Genomic DNA, 22,698 nt, shown 5'->3' with positions numbered 1-22,698 from the left:
TCGTCAATAATTCGCTGCTGTCTTTCAATCGGCAACATGACTTCCCTCCGATGGCTATAAATTACTGGATGCCGGAATGTGAAAATGTGGGCTGGGCACGAGTCCGCAGCGACCAACTGGCCCGGCGACATTAAGGTGATTTTCATAGGATTTTTTATGTAAATGAGATCTCTTTATTTCAAATTTGAGTGATCGCATTCACATAAATGCGCGTTATTACGCGAGGGAATGAGAGAGACCATGCACAGCGTTGACGCTCTGCCAGCACCATAGCATGACCGCTTATGACCGTTTGTGTGTATTTGACCGTTTTGTGAAGGGGGTAAAAATTGTCCGACGAATCCGATTGAGCAGAAATCAGCCGCACCGGATGATGGAGCTGTTGCGCTATTCCACACAGATCGCCCATAAGGCGACGGCTTTTTCAGCAGTTAACTTCGCTTTTCAGGCCACTTCACAGTTTCGGCCTGATGACCGCGCATGCATTGCGCTATCATTTTCTTTCCAGGAATCGGGGATCGTTTTTTTTCATGTCGTATTGGATGAAGTCGCTGCTTTTATTGCCCTTTCTGCTGATTGCCGGCGTACAGGCCGAGCCGCTGCAAAAGTCGTTTTCCGACTGGCAGATCACCTGCAACAACGCGGCGTTCTGCGTGGCACGCAGTTTTCCTGGCGATAATGGCCTGGTGATGACGATTTCGCGTCACGCCGGGGTCAACGATCGGCCACTGCTGCGCATTGATTACGGCAGCGCCTACAGCGGTGCATTGCCGGGCGCGGCGCTAAAAGACAACCTGCTGCTCGACCAGCGCCGCCTCAATCCGGACCTCAAACACTGGACGGTGGAGCCGCATCATCTGGCCACCAGCAACGCCATCGCCATCGACGAATTTCTCGCCCAGACGCTGGATGCCAGCAATTTACAGCTCACCTATAAAGCCAGCGCCACTATTCCGCTGCGCGGTATGAAAGCGGCGCTGCTGCTGATGGATGACGTACAGGGGCGGGTTAACGGTGCCAGCGCCTGGGTAAAGCGCGGTGATCGCGTGCAGTGGGATGTGCCACCGCCGCCCTCGATTCCACAGCTGCCGGCAGCGCTGCCCGCACCCGCGCCGCTGACGCAGCAGGAAACCACCGGCCTGATCGATTACGGAACCTGGCGCGTTAATACCGATAACTGCTCGCTCGATCCGCTGCGGCGGGAAGTCAGCGTTGCGCCACTCACCGACAGCAAAGCGCTGCTGCTGATAAGCTGCGAAACCGGGGCCTACAACGTGATCGATCTGGCGTTTGAAGTCACGCGCAGCCAGCCGTATGTGTCGCGCGGCATCACGCTCAACCTGCCGTTTACCCCGCCGTCGCGCACTGATAATCAGCTGGAGCTGGTGAACGCCGAGTTCGATGCCAGTAACGGCCAGCTGTATACCTTCAGTAAAGGGCGCGGTCTGGGCGACTGCGGTGTGGCCACACGCTGGCAGTTTGATGGTAATGCTTTCGTACTGGCGGAGTATGCGGAGGAGAAGACTTGTGACGCCTGGCATAGTAGTGATGACTGGCCCACCCTCTGGGTCACTCAGTAATCCCCGTCATCCTTCGCACTGCAGGGGCGTTGGCTGCGGCTGTTCACCCCGGTCACTTACCTGAGTAAGCTCCCGGGGATGCCCATCCTTGCCGCCTTCCTGCAGCACGAATGATTTAGGGGAGGGTTCGCAGTAACTGCTCGTCATAACTCACGCTTTGGCTACGGTGACATGACATCAGCTGTTAAAGACTTAGCGGATATTGCCGATCATCATCGGTGAGCCCGTCTGGTTGCCCACCAGCTCAGCCAGCATGTTGTTGACGCCATCGCTCATCGGGGTGAAGCGGGTCAGCGGCGAGCGCGTCACCACGACAAATACGCCGACGTTGTGCTGTGGCACCATCGCCATGTAGGTGATGAAGCCGCCGCCGCCGCCGGTTTTCTGAATGATGCCCGGATGGCCCGCCTTCGGTGCCATGTAAACCCAGCCCATGCCCAGCGCGTCGGCGCGTCCTGGCACGTCCATGCCTTCCACTTTGGTCAGCTGGTCGCGGCGATAAATCAGCGTTTGCAGCCGATCGATCTGCGGCGTGCGGTGATTCACCGCCGAGTTGAGAAACTGCTGCATCCAGCGTCCCATATCGTCCGGCGTGGAATACACGCCGCCGCTGCCGATGGCTGCCAGCGTGTTATTGCACGGGCTGGCCCCTTTTTCGGCAATCATCAGGCGCTGACACTGATCCGGTGATGGCGTGAAGGTGGTATCCTTCATGCCGAGCGGACGCGTCACCAGCTGCTGCAGCAGCGCCGGATAAGGCATGCCGGCGGCTTTAGCCAGCGCATCGCCCAGCAAATCGAAGGCGAGGTTGGAATAGGCTGCCTGCGTGCCCGGCGCGGCTTTGAGCTGTGCGCCGCGCAGCCACTGCCAGCGGTCGGCTTTGGTTGGCCAGACAAACACCGGACGATGCGGTTTGCCGCCCGGCTGCTCGCGCGGCAGGCTGCTGGTGTGGGTGGCGAGATTGATCAGCCGAATCGGCTGGCCGTTGTACGTCGGTACGCGGGCGCCCGGCGGCGCGTATTTGCTCAGCGGATCGTCAAGGCGAATCTGGCCGCGCTCGGCCATCTTCACCATCACTTCGCTGGTCATCAGTTTGCTCAGCGAGGCGATACGGATCAGTGAGTCCTGCTGTGGGCGCACGTTATTGCCGGGACGGGTTTCGCCGAAGCTGGCGAACACGCGCTGGTTACCGTCAATTGCCACCAGCGCCATACCGGTCGCACCGCTGCCATAAAAGATATGTTCGGCATAGCGATCAACAATCTGCGAGGCCAGCAGCGGATCGGGCGATACCTGCGCCGCGCTGGTAAAGGGCAGCACGGCAACCATTAAGGCCAGTAAAAAAGGAGTACGTTTTTTCAACGGGAAAGCGTCCGCTATAGGAATCGGAGGAAAACCTATAGTAATCAGTTTGCGCAAAGCGGGAAGGGGGCGGGGCGGATTTTTTTCTGTATCAGGCTGTGAAATAAAACGGCCCTCTCCCGGCAGCGGGAAAGGGCCAGACACTCAGGCAGGCTTAAGCAGCGATTCGGCGTGGCTCACCACGTTCTCAACGGTAAAGCCAAAGGCCGGGAACAGCTTGCCGGCTGGCGCCGATTCGCCGAAGGTGGTCATGCCGACAATTTTGCCGTCGATGCCGACGTATTTGTACCAGTAGTCGGCAATACCGGCTTCAACCGCCACGCGCGCACGCACGGTGGAAGGCAGCACCGATTCACGGTAGGCCACGTCCTGTTTATCGAACACGTCGGTGCTCGGCAGCGACACCACGCGCACCTTATGGCCGTCGGCGCTGAGTTTCGCTTCGGCGCCCAGCGTGATCTCCACTTCGGAACCGGTGGCAATCAGGATGACGTCCGGCGTGCCGTCACAATCCTTGAGGATGTAACCACCGCGCGCGATGTTCTCTACCTGTTGCGCGCTGCGCTCCGGCTGCAGCAGGTTCTGACGCGACAGAATCAACGCGGTCGGACCGTGATGGCGCTCAATCGCCGCTTTCCACGCCACGGCGGTCTCGACCTGATCGCACGGTCGCCAGGTGCTGAAGTTTGGCGTCACGCGCAGACTGGCCAGCTGTTCAACCGGCTGGTGCGTCGGGCCATCTTCGCCCAGACCAATTGAGTCGTGGGTGTAGACCATAATCTGGCGCGCTTTCATCAGGGCGGCCATGCGCGCTGCGTTACGCGCGTATTCGACGAACATCAGGAAGGTGGCGGTATAAGGCACAAAGCCACCGTGATGCGCGATACCGTTGGCAATCGCCGTCATGCCAAATTCGCGTACGCCGTAATGAATGTAGTTACCGGCGTGATCCTCTTTGATCGGCTTCGAACCGGACCAGATGGTGAGGTTGCTGGGCGCGAGGTCGGCGGAACCGCCGAGGAACTCCGGCAGCAATTTACCGAAGGCTTCCAGCGTGTTCTGTGAGGCTTTGCGGCTGGCGATTTTCTGCGGGTTAGCCTGCAGATCGCGAATGAACTGGCTGGTTTTGTTTTCCCAGTCAGCCGGCATTTCGCCCTTCAGGCGGCGGCTGAATTCATCCGCCAGCTGCGGATGCGCCTGATGATAAGCCGTGAACTTATCTTCCCAGGATTTCTCCTGCGCGGCCCCGGCTTCTCTGGCATCCCACTGCTGATAAATATCCTGCGGGATTTCGAACGGACCGTAGTTCCAGCCGAGCTGTTTACGCGTCAGCGCCACTTCTTCTTCGCCGAGCGCGGCCCCGTGCGACTCCTCTTTGCCGGCTTTGTTTGGCGAGCCAAAGCCGATCACCGTGCGGCAGATAATCAGCGAAGGCTTGTCGGTGACGCTTTGCGCTTCTTTGATGGCCGCCGCGATGGCGTCCGGATCGTGGCCGTCGATGCCTTCGGCGCTGCCCACCACGTGCCAGTTATAAGCTTCAAAACGCTTGTGGGTGTCGTCGGTAAACCAGCCTTCGGTTTCGCCGTCGATGGAGATACCGTTGTGATCGTAGAAGCCAATCAGTTTGCCGAGGCCCAGCGTGCCGGCCAGCGAACAGACTTCATGTGAGATGCCTTCCATCAGACAGCCGTCGCCCATAAACACATAGGTAAAGTGATCGACGATATCGTGGCCAGGCTGGTTAAACTGGGCCGCCAGCGTGCGCTCGGCAATCGCCAGACCGACAGCGTTGGCCAGCCCCTGGCCGAGCGGGCCGGTGGTGGTTTCAACGCCCGGCGTGTAGCCAATTTCCGGGTGGCCCGGCGTTTTTGAGTGCAGCTGGCGGAAGTTTTTCAGCTCTTCCAGCGGCAGATCATAGCCGGTGAGATGCAGCAGGCTATACAGCAGCATCGAGCCATGCCCGTTAGACAGAATGAAGCGATCGCGATCCGCCCAGGCCGGGTTGGTCGGGTTGTGCTTCAGGAAGTCGCGCCACAGCACTTCGGCGATATCAGCCATGCCCATCGGCATACCTGGGTGGCCGGAATTTGCTTTCTGTACCGCATCCATGCTCAGGGCGCGGATCGCGTTAGCCAACTCTCTGCGTGAAGACATAGGGTTCTCCCTTGTAATTGGGCAAAAGCGGACGGGCCGCAACCCGTCCGGCAGAAGGTGAGTTCAGGATTACAGGCGGGCGGCCAGCACGTCTTCCAGCTTCTGCTGGTCGACGGCAAACTGGCGGATACCGTCGGACAGTTTCTCCACGGCCATCGCATCCTGGTTATGCTCCCAGCGGAACTCCGCTTCGGAGAGCGGTGCCGGCTGGTGGAAGCACTCGGTTGATGGCTCCAGTTTGCGCTCCACCGGCGCTTCGCTGTTGGCCAGCTCTTCCAGCAGGTTCGGGGAGATGGTCAGGCGATCGCAGCCGGCCAGTGCCACAATCTGCTCCACTTTACGGAAGCTGGCACCCATGATGACGGTGTTGTAACGGTGCTTTTTGTAGTAGTCGTAAATACGACGCACCGATTTAACGCCCGGATCTTCGTCGACCACATACGGGTCGAGCGGTTTGCGCGTGTTGTACCAGTCGTAGATTCGGCCGACAAACGGCGAAATCAGGAACACGCCGGCTTCGGCACAGGCGCGCGCCTGGGCGAAGGAGAACAGCAGCGTCAGGTTACAGTTGATGCCGTTCTTCTCCAGCTCTTCCGCCGCTTTGATGCCTTCCCAGGTGGACGCCAGTTTGATCAGAATACGTGAGCGGTCGATGCCGTTCTCTTCATACAGGCGGACCAGTTTCTCCGCTTTGGTCACACACATGCCACGATCGAAAGAGAGGCGCGCATCCACTTCGGTCGAAACACGGCCCGGTACGCTTTTCAGAATTTCCATACCGAGGTTGATCGCCACTTTGTCACTGGCGTTGATGATTTGCGTCTCTTTGCTGCCGCCCTGTTTTTTCGCATAGTCGATAGCGTCATCAATCAGATGTTTATAAGCATCGAGACCGGCAGCTTTCAGGATCAACGAAGGGTTGGTGGTGGCGTCTTCCGGGTGGTAATGGCGAATGGATTCGATGTCGCCGCTGTCCGCCACCACGGTGGTGAACTGTTTCAATGCATCTAGCTGGTTCATCGCTTAACTCCTTGATTAGCAATAATGTGGGCAAAACAGGCACCCGGGCAGTCATCGTCTTAGGTGCGCCCTTATCGGGGAAGGGAGGTTCCACACAGTGCAACAGACGCCGGATGAAGAAAATGCGTTTTCTCTGATTGTGACGTCGGGGCGCGTTTCTGATAGTCAGGCCTGCCTGATCGGTTCAGCTCAGCGTTTTGCCACCCTTAAGCATAGCAGGCTGTCCCAAAGCCGCAGGCGAAGCCGTGGCAATCCGTGCCCTGGCGACTGTGCGTTCTTTGAGCGCCTTCACCCTCTTTTGCGCCGCGCGTTCTTATACTGAGGGCTTTTCAGCCGTGCAAAAGGATGTCTGATGGACGATCAACTCAAGCAAAGCGCGCTCGATTTTCACCAATATCCCACCCCCGGAAAAATTCAGGTGTCACCCACTAAGCCGCTGGCGACGCAGCGCGATCTGGCACTGGCCTATTCCCCCGGTGTGGCGGCACCCTGTCTGGAAATTGCCGCCGATCCGCTGGCCGCGCACAAATACACCGCGCGCGGCAATCTGGTGGCGGTGATCTCCAACGGCACGGCGGTGCTGGGGCTCGGTAATATTGGCGCGCTGGCCGGCAAGCCAGTGATGGAAGGCAAGGGCGTGCTGTTCAAAAAGTTTGCCGGTATTGATGTGTTCGACATCGAAATCGACGAGCACGACCCGGACAAGCTGATTAAGGTGATTGCCGCGCTGGAGCCGACGTTCGGCGGCATCAACCTTGAGGACATCAAAGCGCCGGAGTGTTTTTACATTGAGCAGCAGCTGCGGCAGCGCATGCAGATTCCGGTGTTTCATGACGATCAGCACGGCACGGCCATCATCTGTACCGCGGCAGTGCTTAACGGCCTGACCATCGTGAATAAGGCGATTGCTGACGTGCGGCTGGTGGTGTCGGGCGCTGGCGCGTCAGCCATTGCCTGCCTCAATCTGCTGGTGGCGCTTGGCATGCAGCAGAAAAATATCGTGGTGTGTGATTCAAAAGGGGTGATTTATCGCGATCGCGAAGCGGACATGACGCCGACCAAAGCCGCCTATGCCGTGGAGGATAGCGGGGCGCGCACGCTGGATGAGGTAATTGGCGGCGCGGATATTTTCCTCGGCTGCTCCGGTCCGAAAGCGCTGACGCCAGCGATGGTGCAGAAGATGGCGCCAAATCCGCTGATTCTGGCGCTGGCCAATCCGGAGCCGGAGATCATGCCGCCGCTGGCGAAGCAGGTGCGGCCGGATGCGATTATCTGTACCGGGCGCTCGGATTTCCCCAATCAGGTGAATAACGTGCTGTGCTTCCCGTTCATCTTCCGCGGCGCGCTGGACGTCGGTGCCACCGCCATCAACGAAGAGATGAAGCTGGCGGCGGTGCATGCGATTGCCGCCCTGGCGCAGGCGGAACAGAGCGACGTGGTAGCGTCCGCTTACGACGATCAGGATCTGAGCTTTGGCCCGGAATACCTGATTCCCAAACCGTTCGATCCGCGCTTGATTGTGCAGATAGCCCCGGCCGTCGCCAGAGCAGCGATGGATTCCGGCGTGGCGACGCGACCGATTGCTGACTTTGACGCCTACCGCGAGCAGCTCACCGAGTTCGTGTATAAAACCAATCTGTTCATGAAGCCGATCTTCTCGCAGGCGCGTAAAGCGCCGCAGCGCGTGGTGCTGGCGGAAGGCGAAGAGGTGCGGGTGCTGCACGCCACTCAGGAGCTGGTGTCGCTCGGGCTGGCGAAGCCGATCCTGATTGGTCGTCCCAACGTGATTGCCATGCGTTTACAGAAGCAGGGGCTGAAAATCGAGGCCGGGCGTGATTTTGAGATCGTGAACAACGAGTCCGATCCGCGCTTCAAGGAGTACTGGAATGAATATTATCAGCTGATGAAGCGGCGCGGCGTCACGCCGGAAACCGCCCAGCGCGCGGTGATTGGCAATCCCACGCTGATCGGCGCCATCATGGTGCATCGCGGCGAAGCGGACGCGATGATTTGCGGTACCATCGGCGACTACCGCGAACATTATGACGTGGTGGAGAAGGTGTTTGGCTTCCGCGATGACGTCAAGGTCGCCGGGGCGATGAACGCGCTGCTGCTGCCGAGCGGCAACACGTTTATTGCCGATACTTATGTGAATGAGGATCCCAGCGCTGAGCAGCTGGCGGATATCACGCTGCTGGCGGCAGAAACCGTGCGGCGTTTCGGCATCGAACCGCGCGTGGCGCTGCTGTCGCACTCCAGTTTTGGCACTTCGAATGCCCCCGGCGCGCGGAAGATGCGCGAGGCGCTGGCGCTGATTCAGCAGCGAGCGCCGGAACTGGAGATTGACGGCGAGATGCACGGCGATGCAGCGCTGGTGGAGAGTATTCGTCGCGAGCTGATGCCGGACAGCCCGCTGAAAGGTACCGCCAATCTGCTAATCATGCCGAACGTTGAGGCCGCACGCATCAGCTACAACCTGCTGCGCGTGTCCTGCTCGGAAGGGGTGACGGTGGGGCCGGTGCTGATGGGCATCCGCAAGCCGGTGCATGTGCTGACGCGCATCGCCTCGGTGCGGCGCATTGTTAACATGGTGGCGCTGGCGGTGGTGGAGGCGCAGACCGAGCCGTTGTGACCGGCAGGGCAACCCCACGGGGGCGCGTTTTAGCGGATTATTCCGCAAGGTGCGCATAAATGCGCACCTGGCTTATTTTTCCAGCCCCAGCCAATCCTGCACCGGCAGGAAATCGCGGGTCAGCGCGGCTTCCGGGGAGTCGTCGGCGGGTTGATAATCATATTCCCAGCGCACCAGCGGCGGCATCGACATCAGAATCGATTCGGTGCGACCGCCGGTCTGCAGACCGAACAGCGTGCCGCGATCCCACACCAGATTAAACTCAACGTAGCGGCCCCGGCGATAAAGCTGGAACTGACGCTCGCGCTCGCCCCACGCCAGTTCTTTGCGCTTCGCTACAATCGGCTGATAGGCCTGCATGAAACCGTTGCCGACCGCCTGCATGAAATCAAAGCAGTGATCAAAATCCGGCGTATTCAAATCATCAAAAAACAGGCCGCCAATGCCGCGCTGCTCGTTGCGGTGTTTCAGGTAGAAGTAGTCGTCACACCACTTTTTGTAGCGCGCATAGACGTCGTCGCCAAACGGCTGGCACAGATCGAACGCGGTCTGATGCCAGTGCCGGGCATCTTCTGTGAAACCGTAATAAGGGGTGAGATCGAAACCGCCACCAAACCACCAGACCGGATCGGCGCCCGGCTTTTCGGCAATGAAAAAGCGCACGTTGGCGTGGCTGGTTGGCACATACGGATTTTCCGGGTGTACCACCAGCGACACGCCCATCGCTTCGAAGCTGCGGCCCGCCAGCTCCGGGCGGTGCGCGGTGGCTGACGCGGGCATCTGCTCGCCATACACATGGGAGAAATTAACCCCAGCCTGCTCGAACACCTTGCCATTACGCAGCACGCGGCTGCGTCCACCGCCGCCGCCGGGGCGTTGCCAGGTGTCTTCGGCAAAGCTGGCGCTGCCGTCTTCCGCCGCCAGACCGGCGCAAATATCATCCTGCAGCGCCAGCAGATAGGCTTTGACGCGCGAAATATCGGGATTGCTCATGGCTCACTCATTGCAAAAATTTGCCGCGATTCTAGCACAAAACGCTATCAGGCCTGGCGACGATCGTACTCATCAAAGTAATTGACGATACCGTCGGCAATCGCCCGGGCAATTTTCTGGCGAAACGCCGTGGTGCCCAACAGCTGTTCTTCACGCGGGTTGGTGATAAACGAGGTTTCCACCAGCACCGACGGAATGGACGGGGATTTTAGCACCGCGAACGCCGCCTGCTCGGTGTGCTGGCTGTGCAGGTGATGCACCGGACGAATCTGGTCCAGCACGTGTTTACCCAGCGTCAGGCTGTTGCGGATGGTATCGGTCTGCACCAGGTCGAACAGGATCTGGTTAAGGTAATTATCTTTTTCCTGCACCGCCGCGCCGCCCACTTTATCGGCGTCGTTTTCGCGCTGCGACATATAGCGCGCCATGGCGCTGCTGGCACCGCGATTGGAGAGGGCGAACACCGATGCACCGTTGGCTTCCGGGCTGGTGTAGCCGTCGGCGTGAATCGACATAAACAGGTTGGCGCCGTGCTGATGCGCAATCTCCACGCGCTGGTAGAGCGGAATGAAGTGGTCGCTGTCGCGCGTCAGCCGCACTTCCACCTTCGGGTGGTTCTGCAGCAGCGTACGCACGGTGTTGGCGATCTCCAGTACGATGTGCTTCTCTTCTGAGCCTTCCTGACCCACCGCGCCAGAATCAATGCCGCCGTGACCGGGATCGATCATCACAATGCGCTTGCCGCTGGTGGCCGGTTTCGGCGGTGTATGGCGTGCGCTGACGGGCACTGCCGCGCGCGTTTCCTGCGCCTGGACCGCGCGCGGCGACAGCACCGCCAGCGCCAGGCCGGAGAGGATCAGCTGGCGGCGATTGGTCAGGCGCCGCAACAGTGAAATCTTGTTCATTAACATGTCCCTGAGAGTAAACCTGCCCCGTGTTATAGCTTAAGCGCCGTCCGGCGGCGACTGCCGAACCATTTCAGGACATTACTTTGTATTTCAGGCCGCGAATCGCTATTTAGCCGTTTTTTTCAGCCGTTGCGCCCTGCGAGGGTTGCGCCTGGCAAAGAATGCGTGATAATCAGCGAATTGTGCCTCATTGCAGGGTAACGCCGATGGAAATTCGCTCCTTCCGCCAGGAAGATTTTGAAGAAGTCATTACGCTCTGGGAGCGTTGCGATCTGTTACGGCCGTGGAACGATCCGGAACTCGACATCGAACGCAAAATGAACCATGACCCGGAGCTGTTTCTGGTGGCTGAGGTAGGCGGCGAGGTCGTGGGCACGCTGATGGGCGGCTACGATGGCCATCGCGGCTCCGCCTACTATCTGGCGGTGCACCCTGATTATCAGGGCCGGGGATTTGCCAATGCGCTGATGAACCGGCTGGAGAAAAAGCTGATTGCGCGCGGCTGCCCGAAAATCCATCTGATGGTGCGCGAAGAGAACGATCAGGTGGTGGCTTTCTACGAGAAGCTGGATTACGAGCCGGTCGACTCACTGCTGCTGGGCAAACGCCTGATTGAAGACCGTGAATACTGATTCCACTCGTCGCGCGGCCGGGTTTCTGCCCGCCATGCAGCAACAGCGAATAAACTTTTTGCCGGTTTGCGACTCCAACAGGCACGCCAGTCGGCACAAAAGAAAGGAGTTTGCATGAAAGTTGTTCGTCCCGCCCTGCTGGTCAGCGCCCTGGTGCTGGCCGGTTGCGCCAGTTCCGGTTCCTCTTCCCCTGCCAGCACCAGCGAAAGTCACTGGTACAATCCGCTCAGCTATCACTGGTCGGCGCTCAATCCGTTTAGCTGGTTTGGCAGTTCGCTCACCGTCACCGAGCAGGGCGTCGCCGGGCTGAACAGCAACACGGCAATGTCGGAGTCCGCCATTAGCGCCGCGCTGAACAATGATTATCAGCTGCGTCAGGGCATGCGCACGCAGAACGGGCAGGTAGTGGATTTCTGGCAGGCGCTGGATGACGGTAAGGTTAAGCTGGTGATTAATGGCCAGCGTAGCGTCGAGCGCATTGAAGTGCTCGATAGCGATGCGCGCAGCGCCGACGGCAGTAAAATCGGTGATGCGTTCAGCGATAAATTCAGCAAAGCGTTTGATAATTGCAAAATGGTTGCCGGGCTGGATGTGCGCGATGTTGAGTGCCGCGCGCCGGGTAGTCAGCATATCGCCTATATCTACAGCGGCGAGTGGCACGGTCCGACCGGGCTGATGCCGTCAGATGATACGTTAAAAAGCTGGAAAATCAGTAAGATCGTCTGGCAGCGTTAACTGGCGAAAAAATTGCGTTAACGCATCTTCTGCGCAGGGCTTTCCGGTATGATACCGGCGAAAAACGCCGTTAACTTTTATGCCGGAGAGCATTGTCATGTCTCAGTTTCAGAGCGGGATCCTGCTGGAGCACCGCCGTTTTGCCATTTGGCTGGAAGCCCGCGCCACCGGCGACCTCGCTGCGCTGCGTCAGGGTTGCCACGCCTTTCTGCAACAGCTGGCTGCGCTACAGCAGCAATTCCCGGACGCCGGCCTTGGTGCGGTCATCGCCTTTGGTGATGCGCTGTGGCGCGATCTGCAGGGCACCGACTCAGCTCCCGAACTCAAAGCTTTCACGCCGCTCGGCAAAGGTGCGGCACCGGCGACCCAGCGCGATCTGTTGATCCATATTCAGTCGCTGCGTCACGACGTGAACTTTTCGCTGGCGCAGGCGGCGCTGACGGCGTTTGCCAGCGCGGTCGCCATTGAAGAAGAGACGCACGGTTTCCGCTGGGTCGAAGATCGCGATCTTTCCGGTTTTGTTGATGGCACCGAAAACCCGCAGGGCGAGGCGCGCCAGCAGGTGGCGATCATTGCTGACGGCCCGGATGCCGGCGGCAGCTATGTGTTTACCCAGCGCTGGGAGCACAACCTGCCGCAGTTCAACCGGCTGGCGATTGATAAGCAGGAAGCGATTATTGGCCGCACCAAACAGGACAATGAAGAGCTGCCGGGCGATCAGCGGCCGGCGACGTCGCACCTGAGTCGCGTGGATTTGAAAGAAGCGGGCAAAGGCCTGAAGATTCTGCGCCAGAGCCTGCCGTACGGCACCGCCAGCGGTCGCCACGGTCTCTATTTTATTTCGTACTGTCATCGTCTGTATAACATTGAGCAGCAGCTGCTGAGCATGTTTGGCGAGCGCGACGGCAAGATGGATGCCATGTTACGGTTCACCAAACCGGTGAGCGGCAGCTACTTCTTTGCCCCTTCGCTGACGGCGCTGCAGGCGCTGTCACGTTAATCCATCGCGTTTTACCGGTGCGCCGCCGTGCGCACCACATCCCCGCTTGACGCGGCTCAGTTAATCCCGCCCTGCGCATAAACTCTGCCGCTGGCTTATGCCTTTTTAGACTTTGAAATCCCTAAACGATATATAAAACCGTTACAGCTTTCGCCAGAGTTATAAATACACTGACAGCATCTAATGGCATAGGCTCGAACTCCATTTCTCAGGGTGCAGCATGACACGTTCGGTTTCGAAAAAATGGCTTGGCGGTATAGCGCTGTCGCTGAGTTTAGCGGGCGCGGCACAGGCAACAGAGCTGCTCAATAGCTCTTACGATGTGTCACGTGAACTGTTTGTTGCCCTGAATGCGCCGTTTGAACAGCAGTGGAACGCGGCGCACCCTGACGACAAGCTGACCATTAAACAGTCACATGCGGGCTCCTCAAAACAGGCGCTGGCCATTCTGCAGGGGTTGCGTGCCGATGTCGTGACCTATAATCAGGTGACCGATGTGCAGGTGCTGCACGACAAAGGTAACCTGATCCCGGCCGACTGGCAGAGTCGTCTGCCCAACAGCAGCTCACCGTTTTATTCCACCATGGCCTTCCTGGTGCGCAAGGGGAATCCCAAGCAGATTCATGACTGGGCCGATCTGGCGCGCGATAACGTGAAGCTGATTTTCCCGAATCCGAAAACCTCCGGTAACGGCCGTTACACTTATCTGGCTGCGTGGGGCGCTGCCGACCAGGCGGACGGCAAAGATCAGGCCAAAACCGAAGCGTTTATGACGAAGTTCCTGAAGAACGTCGAAGTGTTTGATACCGGCGGCCGTGGTGCCACCACCACTTTTGCCGAGCGCGGGCTGGGTGATGTGCTGATCAGCTTTGAATCGGAAGTGAACAATATCCGTAACCAGTACGGTAAAGACCAATACGAAGTGATTGTGCCGAAAACCAACATCCTTGCTGAATTCCCGGTCGCGTGGGTCGATAAGAACGTCGAACACAACGGGACGGAGGAAGCGGCGAAAGCCTATCTTAACTACCTCTACACGCCGCAGGCGCAGAAAATCATCACCGGCTTTTACTATCGCGTGAACAACCCGCAGCTGATGGCGGAGCAGAAAGATCGCTTCCCGCAGACTGCGCTGTTCAATGTTAATGACGCGTTTGGCGGCTGGCCGCAGGTGATGAAAACCCACTTCGCCAGCGGCGGTGAGCTGGATAAATTACTGGCAGCGGGGCGCGGCTGATGTTGGCTTCTGCACAGAAACGCGTTCTGCCCGGCTTTGGCCTCAGCCTCGGCACCAGCCTGCTGTTTACCTGCCTGATTCTGCTGCTGCCGATCAGCGCGCTAATCATGCAGCTGTCGCAGATGACGCTGGCGCAGTACTGGCAGGTGATCAGCAATCCGCAACTGGTGGCGGCGTATAAAGTCACGCTGCTGTCAGCGGGCGTGGCCTCGCTGTTTAACGCGGTGTTTGGCATGCTGATGGCGTGGATCCTGACCCGCTATCGTTTTCCCGGCCGTACGCTGCTGGATGGCCTGATGGACCTGCCGTTTGCGCTGCCGACGGCGGTGGCCGGCCTGACGCTGGCCGGGCTGTTTTCGGTTAACGGCTGGTACGGTCAGTGGCTGGCGCATTTTGATATCAAAGTGTCTTACACCTGGCTCGGTATCGCAGTAGCGATGGCTTTCACCAGCATTCCGTTTGTGGTGCGTACCGTGCAGCCGGTGCTGGAAGAGTTAGGCCCGGAGTATGAGGAAGCGGCGGAAACCCTTGGTGCCACACCGTGGCAGAGTTTCCGGCGCGTGGTGCTGCCGGAAGTCGCGCCGGCGCTGCTGGCCGGGACCGCGCTGTCGTTTACCCGCAGCCTCGGTGAATTTGGCGCGGTGATCTTTATCGCCGGTAACATCGCCTGGAAAACTGAAGTGACCTCGCTGATGATTTTTGTTCGCCTGCAGGAGTTTGATTATCCGGCCGCCAGCGCCATCGCTTCGGTGATCCTCGCGGCGTCGTTGCTGCTGCTGTTTGCGATTAACACCCTGCAGAGCCGCTTTGGCCGCCGTCTGGGAGGTCACTGATGGCTGAGATTTCACAGATCAATCATGCCGAGCGTCAGCCGGTGAACTGGGGCAAATGGCTGCTGATCGGCATTGGCGTGCTGGTATCGATTGGCCTGCTGGTGGTGCCGATGGTCTCCATCTTCTGGGAGGCGCTGGGGCAGGGCATCGGCAAGGCTTTTAGCAACCTGCAGGATGGTGACATGCTGCATGCCATCTGGCTGACGGTGCTGGTGGCGCTGATTACCGTGCCGGTTAACCTGGTGTTCGGCACGCTGCTGGCCTGGCTGGTGACGCGCTTTACTTTCCCCGGTCGCCAGCTGCTGCTGACGCTGTTCGATATTCCGTTTGCCGTGTCGCCGGTGGTGGCCGGTCTGATGTATCTGCTGTTCTGGGGTGTGAACGGCCCGGCTGGCGGCTGGCTTGATGCGCACAACATCCAGGTGATGTTTGCCTGGCCAGGTATGGTGCTGGCGACGATTTTCGTTACCTGTCCGTTTGTGGTGCGCGAGCTGGTGCCGGTGATGCTGAGCCAGGGCAGCCACGAAGATGAAGCCGCCGTGCTGCTGGGCGCGTCTGGCTGGCAGATGTTCCGCCGCGTGACGCTGCCAAATATCCGCTGGGCGCTGCTATACGGCGTGGTACTGACCAACGCGCGTGCCATCGGCGAATTTGGTGCGGTATCGGTAGTGTCCGGCTCCATTCGCGGCGAAACCTATACCTTACCTTTACAGGTTGAATTACTGCATCAGGATTACAACACCGTGGGCGCTTTTACCGCCGCCGCGCTGCTGACCCTGATGGCAATTGTGACGCTGTTTCTGAAAAGCGTGGTGCAGTGGCGATTAGAGCATCAGCAGAAGCGCCAACAGGAGGAAAATCATGAGCATTGAGATTAAACACATTAATAAAGCATTTGGCCGCACGCCGGTGCTGAACGATATCTCTCTGGATATTCCTTCCGGCAAGATGGTGGCGCTGCTCGGACCGTCCGGTTCAGGTAAAACCACGCTGCTGCGCATTATCGCCGGGCTGGAGCACCAGAACAGCGGGCAGATCCATTTTCATGGCAAAGACGTCAGCCGCACGCACGCGCGCGATCGTCAGGTCGGCTTTGTGTTTCAGCACTATGCGCTGTTCCGCCATATGACGGTGTTCGACAACATTGCCTTTGGCCTGACGGTGCTGCCGCGCCGCGAGCGTCCGAACAGCGCCGAAATTAACCAGCGCGTTACCCGTCTGCTGGAGATGGTGCAGCTGGCACATCTGGCCAACCGCTACCCGGCACAGCTCTCCGGTGGGCAGAAACAGCGCGTGGCGCTGGCGCGTGCGCTGGCGGTTGAGCCGCAGATTCTGCTGCTGGACGAACCCTTTGGCGCGCTGGATGCCCAGGTGCGTAAAGAGCTGCGCCGCTGGCTGCGTCAGCTGCATGAAGAGCTTAAATTTACCAGCGTGTTTGTGACCCACGACCAGGAAGAAGCGATGGAAGTAGCGGATAGCGTGGTGGTAATGAGTCAGGGCAATATTGAGCAGGTGGGCGCACCGGATGACGTGTGGCGCGAGCCCGCGACCCGCTTCGTGCTGGAGTTCCTTGGCGAAGTGAACCGCTTTGACGGCGAAGTGCACGGCTCGCAGTTCCATGTTGGCGCACATCGCTGGCCGCTGGGCTATACGCCAGCGCATCAGGGCGATGTGGAGCTGTTCCTGCGTCCGTGGGAAGTGGACGTGTCACGCCAGAGTAGCCTGGAGACGCCGTTACCGGTGCAGGTGCTGGAGATCAGTCCGCGTGGCCACTTCTGGCAGCTGGTGGTTCAGCCCGTCGGCTGGCAGAGCGAGCCAATCTCGGTGGTATTCGCCGGTGAACAGACGGCGCCAATCCGCGGCGAACGGCTGTTTGTTGGTCTGCAACAGGCACGTATCTATCAGGGCACCACGCCGCTGCGCCCGGTTGCCTTTGCCGAAAGCGCCTGATATTTTTGTCACTCCTTCGGGCGGGATTTTCCCGCCCGATTTATTTGTACTCCTTTCGGCTGGAATGACACCGTGACCACTCTGGAAAACACCATCGGCAATACGCCGCTGATTAAGTTGCAGCGCCTGACGCCGGATAACGGCAGCGAAATCTGGCTCAAGCTGGAAGGCAACAATCCGGCAGGTTCGGTGAAAGATCGCGCGGCCTGGTCGATGATCCACCACGCTGAGTTGCGGGGTGAAATCCAGCCCGGCGACACCCTGATCGAGGCCACCAGCGGCAATACCGGCATTGCGCTGGCGATGATTGCCGCGCTGAAAGGCTACCGGTTACGCCTGCTGATGCCGGAGAACATGAGCCAGGAGCGTCAGGATGCGATGCGCGCCTACGGGGCTGAGCTGGTTTTGGTGACACGCGAGCAGGGCATGGAGGGCGCACGCGATCTGGCGCAGGCCATGGCGCAGCGCGGTGAAGGCAAAGTGCTGGATCAGTTTAATAATCCCGACAACCCGCTCGGCCATTATCTCACCACCGGTCCGGAGATCTGGCAGCAAAGCCACGGTCGTATGACACATTTTGTCTCCAGCATGGGCACCACCGGCACCATCAGCGGCGTCGGGCGCTATCTGAAAGAGTTTGCTCCGGCGGTGAAAGTGATTGGTTTGCAGCCGCAGGAGGGCAGCAGTATTCCCGGTATTCGTCGCTGGCCGGCGGCCTATCTGCCGGGGATTTTTCGTCCGGAACTGGTGGATGAAGTGATAGATATGGCGCAGCAGGAGGCAGAAGAGACCATGCGCGCGCTGGCGCAGCGCGAAGGCATTTTCTGCGGCGTCAGTTCAGGTGGGGCTGTGGCTGGCGCATTGCGCATCGCGACGGCGCAGCCGGGCAGTGTGGTTGTCGCCATTGTCTGCGATCGCGGCGATCGCTATCTCTCCACCGGCGTTTTTCACCGCTAGTTCCCCCCGCCTGTTTCTGGCTTCGTGCGCCTTGTGACGCGGCGTACGGGCCATTTTTGTCTATAGTCTCCCTAAGCATGTTCTGACGCGGTCACTGTAAGGATCGCGTAAAACCGGCTGCTTTCCCGCGGCACTCAGGACAAAATAGCGGCAATTTTGTACGAGAGAAAAAGATGAAAATCCTGCTTGTTGATGACGATGTTGAACTTGGCACCATGCTGAGCCAGTACCTGATTGCCGAAGGTTTTGAAACCCAGCTGGTGCTGACCGGCAGCGCCGGGATTGAAGGGGCGTTATCCGGACACTACACCGCGATGATTCTCGACATCATGCTGCCGGATATGAGCGGTATTGATGTGCTGCGTCAGGTGCGGCAGAACAGCCGCCTGCCGGTGATTATGCTGACGGCGAAGGGCGACAATATCGATCGCGTTATCGGCCTGGAGATGGGCGCGGACGACTACGTGCCCAAACCCTGCTATCCGCGCGAGCTGGTGGCGCGTCTGCGCGCGGTGCTGCGTCGCTTTGAAGATCAGGCACCGGTGCCGGATAAGAAAGAGGTCCTGCGCTGGGGCGATCTCAGCCTGAACCCGGCTACGCGTATCACGGAGTGGCAGGGCAAAGCTTTTGATCTCACCGCGTCGGAGTTCAATCTGCTGGATCTGCTGCTGCGCGCACCGGACCGCGTGGTGTCCAAAGATGAGCTGTCGGAAAAGGGGCTGGGCCGTCCGCGTGAAGCTTACGATCGCAGCGTGGATGTGCACATCAGCAACATCCGCCAGAAGCTGGCTGCGCTAACCGCAGACAGCGTGAATATTGAAACCGTGCGCAGCATTGGTTATCGCATTCGATGAAACACAGCTACCGTGGCCGCATGTTCTGGAAGATCCTGCTGGGCTTCTGGATTGTGTTTGTGATTATCAGCCAGCTGCTGTGGCTGGGCTTTACCTTGTCAGGAAACCGTCACGAGCCGCCGGAGATTGTGGCGGTGCGTCGGATCGTTAATCTGCAAATGGCTTCGGCGGTGTCGGTACTGGAGCGCGGCGGCCCCAGCTCGCTCGACGATATGATGGCCGACTGGGAGCCGAACGATCGCCAGTTTTTCTCAGTGATTCAGCACGCCAGACCGGCCACTACGCCGGACAATGCGCCGCCGGAGACCTTTAATCAGCCGTTTCACGGCCCGTTTCCGCAGGTGATTGTGCGCTGGGTGAAGGGCGCTGACGGTAAAGAGTACGAACTGCGCTATGACGTCAAAGGACTGCGCGAAGACAGTTCAATGGGTGGCGGAGGCCCGCGTCGTATTCTGAATATCCCCGAGCCGATGTTTACCTTTGCCGGCGCGCTGGGGCTGCTGTTCAGTCTGCTGCTGGCGTGGAACCTGACGCGGCCAATGCGTCAGCTGCGCGAGGGGTTTGCCCGCGTGTCGCGCGGTGATTTGTCGGTGCGGCTCTATCCGGTGATGCGCCGCCGCCATGATGAGCTGTCGATTGTGGCCCAGGATTTTGATGCGATGGTGGAACGGCTGGATACGCTGGTGAAAGCGCGCGAGGAGCTGCTGCACGATATCTCCCACGAGCTGCGCTCCCCGCTGGCGCGCCTGCAATTAGCCACCGGTCTGGCGCGTCAGACGCCGGAGTCGGTAGCATCCTCACTCAATCGCATCGACGAGGAGGCGCGCCGTCTGGATAAGATGATCGGCGAACTGCTGACGCTGTCGCGCGCTGAACATGAGAGCATGCCTGGCGAGCAGTATTTTGACCTGACCGGCCTGCTGCATGCGGTGGTAACCGATGTGCGCTACGAAGCGCAGATCCCCGGTGTGCACGTAGATTTTCTGGTGGATGAGAACGCAGATTACACCGTGCGCGGTAATGCTGAGCTGATCCGCCGCGGCGTGGAGAATGTGCTGCGCAACGCGCTGCGTTTCTCGCATCAGGGGCAGCATATTAGCGTGCAGTTGCAGGCGGAGAATCAGTGGCTGGCAATTCGCGTGCGCGATCAGGGGCCGGGCGTGGATGATGAGAAGCTGTCGAGTATCTTCGATCCGTTCGTTCGGGTGAATTCACCGCTAATGGGCAAAGGCTACGGGCTGGGGCTGTCGATCGTGCGCAAAGTGGTTCTGGCCCATCACGGCGAAGTTCAGGCAGTGAATCGTCCGGAAGGCGGGCTGGAAGTGACACTGCGGCTGCCGCGCTGGAAGCAGGCGTAAATCATCATGCCAGGCGCAGGCGGTCAGGACGACCGGACAGATCGCAAAGACGGCATAAACCGTCCCTGGGCCTCGGCCCGCGCCATCCATGGCGCGGGACGCTTTGCTCCTCTGCCCGGTCGTCCTGCCCTCAAACAGGCACGGTGCGCTTTGCCAGAAGCGCTCGCCTGCAAATCATTCATCAGCGTGTGAAACAAACAAAAACGGCACCCATTGGGTGCCGTTTTCACGCAATCAGCGCGGTTTACTTCCTGATGCGGATAACCGGCGTTTCGCCCACGGTAACCTGACCGGAGAGTTTCACCAGGTCTTTGATCTCATCCATATTCGAGATCACGACCGGGGTCAGCGTGGATTTGGCTTTCTCTTCCAGCAGCGGCAGATCAAACTCGATCACCACATCGCCTTTTTTCACTTTCTGGCCTTCTTCAGCGATGCGTTTGAAGCCTTCACCTTTCAGTTCTACCGTGTCGATACCGAAGTGCACGAACAGTTCGATGCCGTTATCAGACTCGATAGAAAACGCGTGGTTGGTTTCGAAAATCTTGCCGATAGTACCATCCACTGGTGCAACCATTTTGTTGCCAGTAGGTTTGATGGCGATACCATCACCGACGATTTTCTCTGCGAATACCACATCAGGTACGTCTTCGATATTCACGATTTCGCCTGACAGAGGCGCAACGATATCAATAGTCCCTGACGCGCTCTCTGATTTTTCGCCAAAAAGTTTAGAAAACAAACCCATGATCTTCTCCTAAGCAGTAATTTGGGGCCAGCGTCTCGTGGATCAGCAGAGCGTTTTTTCTTTAATGAACTTGTTCACCAGGTTCATCAAATCTTCCGCTGTGGGTTGAGCCAGAGCCTGCTCCGCCAATGCCTTCGCATCTTCGAAATTGGTATTACGAATAATCTTCTTGATGCTCGGGATTGAAATGGCACTCATGCTGAATTCGTCCAGCCCCATTCCCAGTAACAGTAGTGTAGCACGTTCATCACCCGCCAGCTCACCACACATGCCGGTCCATTTCCCTTCGGCATGTGACGCGTCGATCACTTGCTTAATGAGGCCGAGTACGGATGGCGTCATTGGGTTATAGAGGTGTGAAATCAAATCATTACCACGATCGACCGCCAGAGTATACTGCGTCAGGTCATTTGTCCCAATACTAAAGAAGTCGACTTCTTTCGCCAGATGACGCGCAATCACCGCTGAAGCCGGTGTTTCCACCATAATGCCCACTTCAATGGTCTCATCAAAGGCTTTGCCTTCTTCACGCAACTGGGTTTTCAGCAGCTCCAGCTCGGCCTTCAGCGCACGCACTTCTTCAACAGAAATGATCATCGGGAACATGATGCGCAGTTTGCCGAAGGAAGAGGCACGCAGGATAGCGCGCAGCTGAGCATGCAGAATCTCTTTGCGGTCCATGGCGATACGAATCGCACGCCAGCCGAGGAACGGGTTGTCCTCTTTCGGCAGGTTCATGTACGGCAGATCTTTATCGCCGCCGATGTCCATGGTACGCACGATAACGGCCTGAGAGCCCATGGCTTCAGCTACCGCTTTATATGCCTGGAATTGCTCTTCTTCGGTTGGCAGCGAGTCACGGTCCATAAACAGGAACTCGGTACGATACAGGCCCACGCCTTCTGCACCGTTGCGCTCTGCACCGGCGACATCGCGCACGGTACCAATGTTGGCGCACACTTCCACCTGATGGCCGTCCAGCGTGATAGCGGGCAGATCTTTCAGTTTCGCCAGTTCGTGCTTTTCAGACAGGTATTGCGTCTGAATCGCTTTCAATTCTTCTTGTTCTGCATCGGTAGGATTAACGTAAATCTTGTTATTCACGCCATCGAGGATCAGGAAGTCACCGTTTTTGATTTGCGTGGTGACGTTACCGGTACCGACAATCGCTGGGATCTCCAGAGAACGCGCCATGATGGACGTATGCGAAGTACGGCCACCGATATCGGTGATAAAGCCCAGCACCTTCTTCAGGTTCAGCTGTGCGGTTTCTGACGGCGTTAAATCTTTCGCCACCAGAATAGATTCTTCTGCGATAGCACCCAGGTCGACAATATGCAGACCGAGGATGTTTTGCAGCAGACGCTTACCGATGTCACGCACGTCAGCCGCACGCTCTTTCAGGTATTCGTCGTCGAGTTCTTCCAACGCCTTGGCCTGGCCATCAATGACAGAGTACGCCGCAGCGTCAGCCGTTGCGTGATCTTTCTTAATCAGGTCGATGATTTCCTGCTCAAGCTCTTCGTCTTCGAGCAGCATGATGTGACCTTCAAAGATCGCCGCTTTCTCTTCACCGAGGGTTTCACCGGCTTTGACACGGATGGCTTCGAGCTGTACTGCCGCTTTGCCACGTCCATCAAGGAAGCGTTGAACTTCTTGCTCAACCTGATCGTCAGTAATTTTTTTACGGCTGATGACGATCTCATCTTCCTTCAGCAGAAGTGCTTTGCCGAAAGCGATACCCG

Annotated in this window: 19 protein-coding genes; 12 read left to right on the top strand and 7 right to left on the bottom strand. The window is 58.4% G+C overall.

What is annotated here, in order from left to right; translation table 11 throughout:
• The first annotated feature begins 530 nt into the window (after nt 1–530).
• On the top strand, nt 531–1,580 hold the full coding sequence (locus tag QMM04_RS10850; protein ID WP_282996164.1) for a DUF1176 domain-containing protein: 1,050 nt from the start codon (nt 531–533) through the stop codon (nt 1,578–1,580).
• Between the two features lie 192 nt (nt 1,581–1,772).
• On the opposite strand, the gene ampH is transcribed toward QMM04_RS10850, so the two are convergent.
• From ampH to tal, 3 genes are all read right to left on the bottom strand, one after another.
• Nucleotides 1,773–2,942, bottom strand: coding sequence for a D-alanyl-D-alanine-carboxypeptidase/endopeptidase AmpH (ampH, locus tag QMM04_RS10845; RefSeq protein WP_031279806.1), 1,170 nt, complete (start codon nt 2,940–2,942; stop codon nt 1,773–1,775).
• 144 nt (nt 2,943–3,086) lie between these two features.
• On the bottom strand, nt 3,087–5,096 hold the full coding sequence (gene tkt, locus QMM04_RS10840; RefSeq protein WP_282996163.1) for a transketolase: 2,010 nt from the start codon (nt 5,094–5,096) through the stop codon (nt 3,087–3,089).
• A gap of 69 nt (nt 5,097–5,165) precedes the next feature.
• On the bottom strand, nt 5,166–6,116 hold the full coding sequence (gene tal / locus QMM04_RS10835; protein WP_282996162.1) for a transaldolase: 951 nt from the start codon (nt 6,114–6,116) through the stop codon (nt 5,166–5,168).
• 352 nt (nt 6,117–6,468) lie between these two features.
• On the opposite strand from tal, the gene maeB reads away from it, so the two are divergent.
• Nucleotides 6,469–8,748, top strand: coding sequence for an NADP-dependent oxaloacetate-decarboxylating malate dehydrogenase (maeB, locus tag QMM04_RS10830; protein WP_150361617.1), 2,280 nt, complete (start codon nt 6,469–6,471; stop codon nt 8,746–8,748).
• Nucleotides 8,749–8,820: 72 nt separating this feature from the next.
• Here the strand turns inward: maeB and hemF are convergent, their stop codons facing one another.
• Complete coding sequence (hemF, locus tag QMM04_RS10825; RefSeq protein ID WP_021508069.1) at nt 8,821–9,741, bottom strand: oxygen-dependent coproporphyrinogen oxidase; 921 nt, start codon at nt 9,739–9,741, stop codon at nt 8,821–8,823.
• A 47-nt stretch (nt 9,742–9,788) separates the two neighbouring features.
• Entirely contained in the window at nt 9,789–10,646 is an 858-nt protein-coding gene (amiA, locus tag QMM04_RS10820) for an N-acetylmuramoyl-L-alanine amidase AmiA (RefSeq protein ID WP_021508070.1), read from the bottom strand.
• A 209-nt stretch (nt 10,647–10,855) separates the two neighbouring features.
• On the opposite strand from amiA, the gene QMM04_RS10815 reads away from it, so the two are divergent.
• From QMM04_RS10815 to QMM04_RS10770, 10 genes are all read left to right on the top strand, one after another.
• Nucleotides 10,856–11,281 (top strand): GNAT family acetyltransferase, encoded by a 426-nt coding sequence (locus tag QMM04_RS10815; protein ID WP_021508071.1) that lies wholly within the window; start codon nt 10,856–10,858, stop codon nt 11,279–11,281.
• Between the two features lie 114 nt (nt 11,282–11,395).
• Nucleotides 11,396–12,016 carry an RpoE-regulated lipoprotein gene (locus QMM04_RS10810; protein WP_058758347.1) on the top strand — a complete coding sequence of 207 codons (621 nt, stop codon included), beginning with the start codon at nt 11,396–11,398 and terminating at the stop codon, nt 12,014–12,016.
• 97 nt (nt 12,017–12,113) lie between these two features.
• Nucleotides 12,114–13,016, top strand: coding sequence for a Dyp-type peroxidase (locus QMM04_RS10805; RefSeq protein ID WP_166711950.1), 903 nt, complete (start codon nt 12,114–12,116; stop codon nt 13,014–13,016).
• Between the two features lie 220 nt (nt 13,017–13,236).
• Entirely contained in the window at nt 13,237–14,253 is a 1,017-nt protein-coding gene (locus tag QMM04_RS10800; protein ID WP_282996161.1) for a sulfate ABC transporter substrate-binding protein, read from the top strand.
• Entirely contained in the window at nt 14,253–15,086 is an 834-nt protein-coding gene (gene cysT, locus QMM04_RS10795; protein WP_021508075.1) for a sulfate/thiosulfate ABC transporter permease CysT, read from the top strand. Before QMM04_RS10800 ends, cysT begins: the two co-directional genes overlap by 1 nt.
• The gene (gene cysW, locus QMM04_RS10790) at nt 15,086–15,958 is read left to right on the top strand and encodes a sulfate/thiosulfate ABC transporter permease CysW (RefSeq protein ID WP_021508076.1); all 873 of its coding nucleotides are present in this window, start codon (nt 15,086–15,088) and stop codon (nt 15,956–15,958) included. The genes cysT and cysW overlap by 1 nt, the downstream gene beginning before the upstream one ends.
• Nucleotides 15,948–17,036 carry a sulfate/thiosulfate ABC transporter ATP-binding protein CysA gene (gene cysA, locus QMM04_RS10785; protein ID WP_282996160.1) on the top strand — a complete coding sequence of 363 codons (1,089 nt, stop codon included), beginning with the start codon at nt 15,948–15,950 and terminating at the stop codon, nt 17,034–17,036. The genes cysW and cysA overlap by 11 nt, the downstream gene beginning before the upstream one ends.
• A 72-nt stretch (nt 17,037–17,108) precedes the next feature.
• Nucleotides 17,109–17,993, top strand: coding sequence for a cysteine synthase CysM (cysM, locus tag QMM04_RS10780; protein WP_058758351.1), 885 nt, complete (start codon nt 17,109–17,111; stop codon nt 17,991–17,993).
• A 173-nt stretch (nt 17,994–18,166) separates the two neighbouring features.
• Nucleotides 18,167–18,847, top strand: a complete 681-nt coding sequence (locus QMM04_RS10775; protein WP_021508079.1) for a response regulator transcription factor — start codon at nt 18,167–18,169, stop codon at nt 18,845–18,847.
• Entirely contained in the window at nt 18,844–20,205 is a 1,362-nt protein-coding gene (locus tag QMM04_RS10770) for an ATP-binding protein (protein ID WP_021508080.1), read from the top strand. The genes QMM04_RS10775 and QMM04_RS10770 overlap by 4 nt, the downstream gene beginning before the upstream one ends.
• Before the next feature lie 244 nt (nt 20,206–20,449).
• Here QMM04_RS10770 and crr read toward each other — a convergent pair whose 3' ends face one another.
• Both crr and ptsI read right to left on the bottom strand, forming a co-directional pair.
• Entirely contained in the window at nt 20,450–20,953 is a 504-nt protein-coding gene (gene crr / locus QMM04_RS10765; protein WP_282996159.1) for a PTS glucose transporter subunit IIA, read from the bottom strand.
• 42 nt (nt 20,954–20,995) lie between these two features.
• Nucleotides 20,996–22,698: phosphoenolpyruvate-protein phosphotransferase PtsI (ptsI, locus tag QMM04_RS10760; protein ID WP_282996158.1), on the bottom strand; the 1,703-nt coding region annotated here is incomplete at its 5' end.

This window comes from Pantoea sp. Pa-EAmG, from assembly GCF_030024295.1.
In the GTDB taxonomy this organism is placed as follows: Bacteria; Pseudomonadota; Gammaproteobacteria; order Enterobacterales; family Enterobacteriaceae; genus Pantoea; species Pantoea dispersa.
The sequence above is the reverse complement of the archived record's forward strand: the minus strand, read 5'-3'. Positions and strand labels throughout refer to the sequence as shown.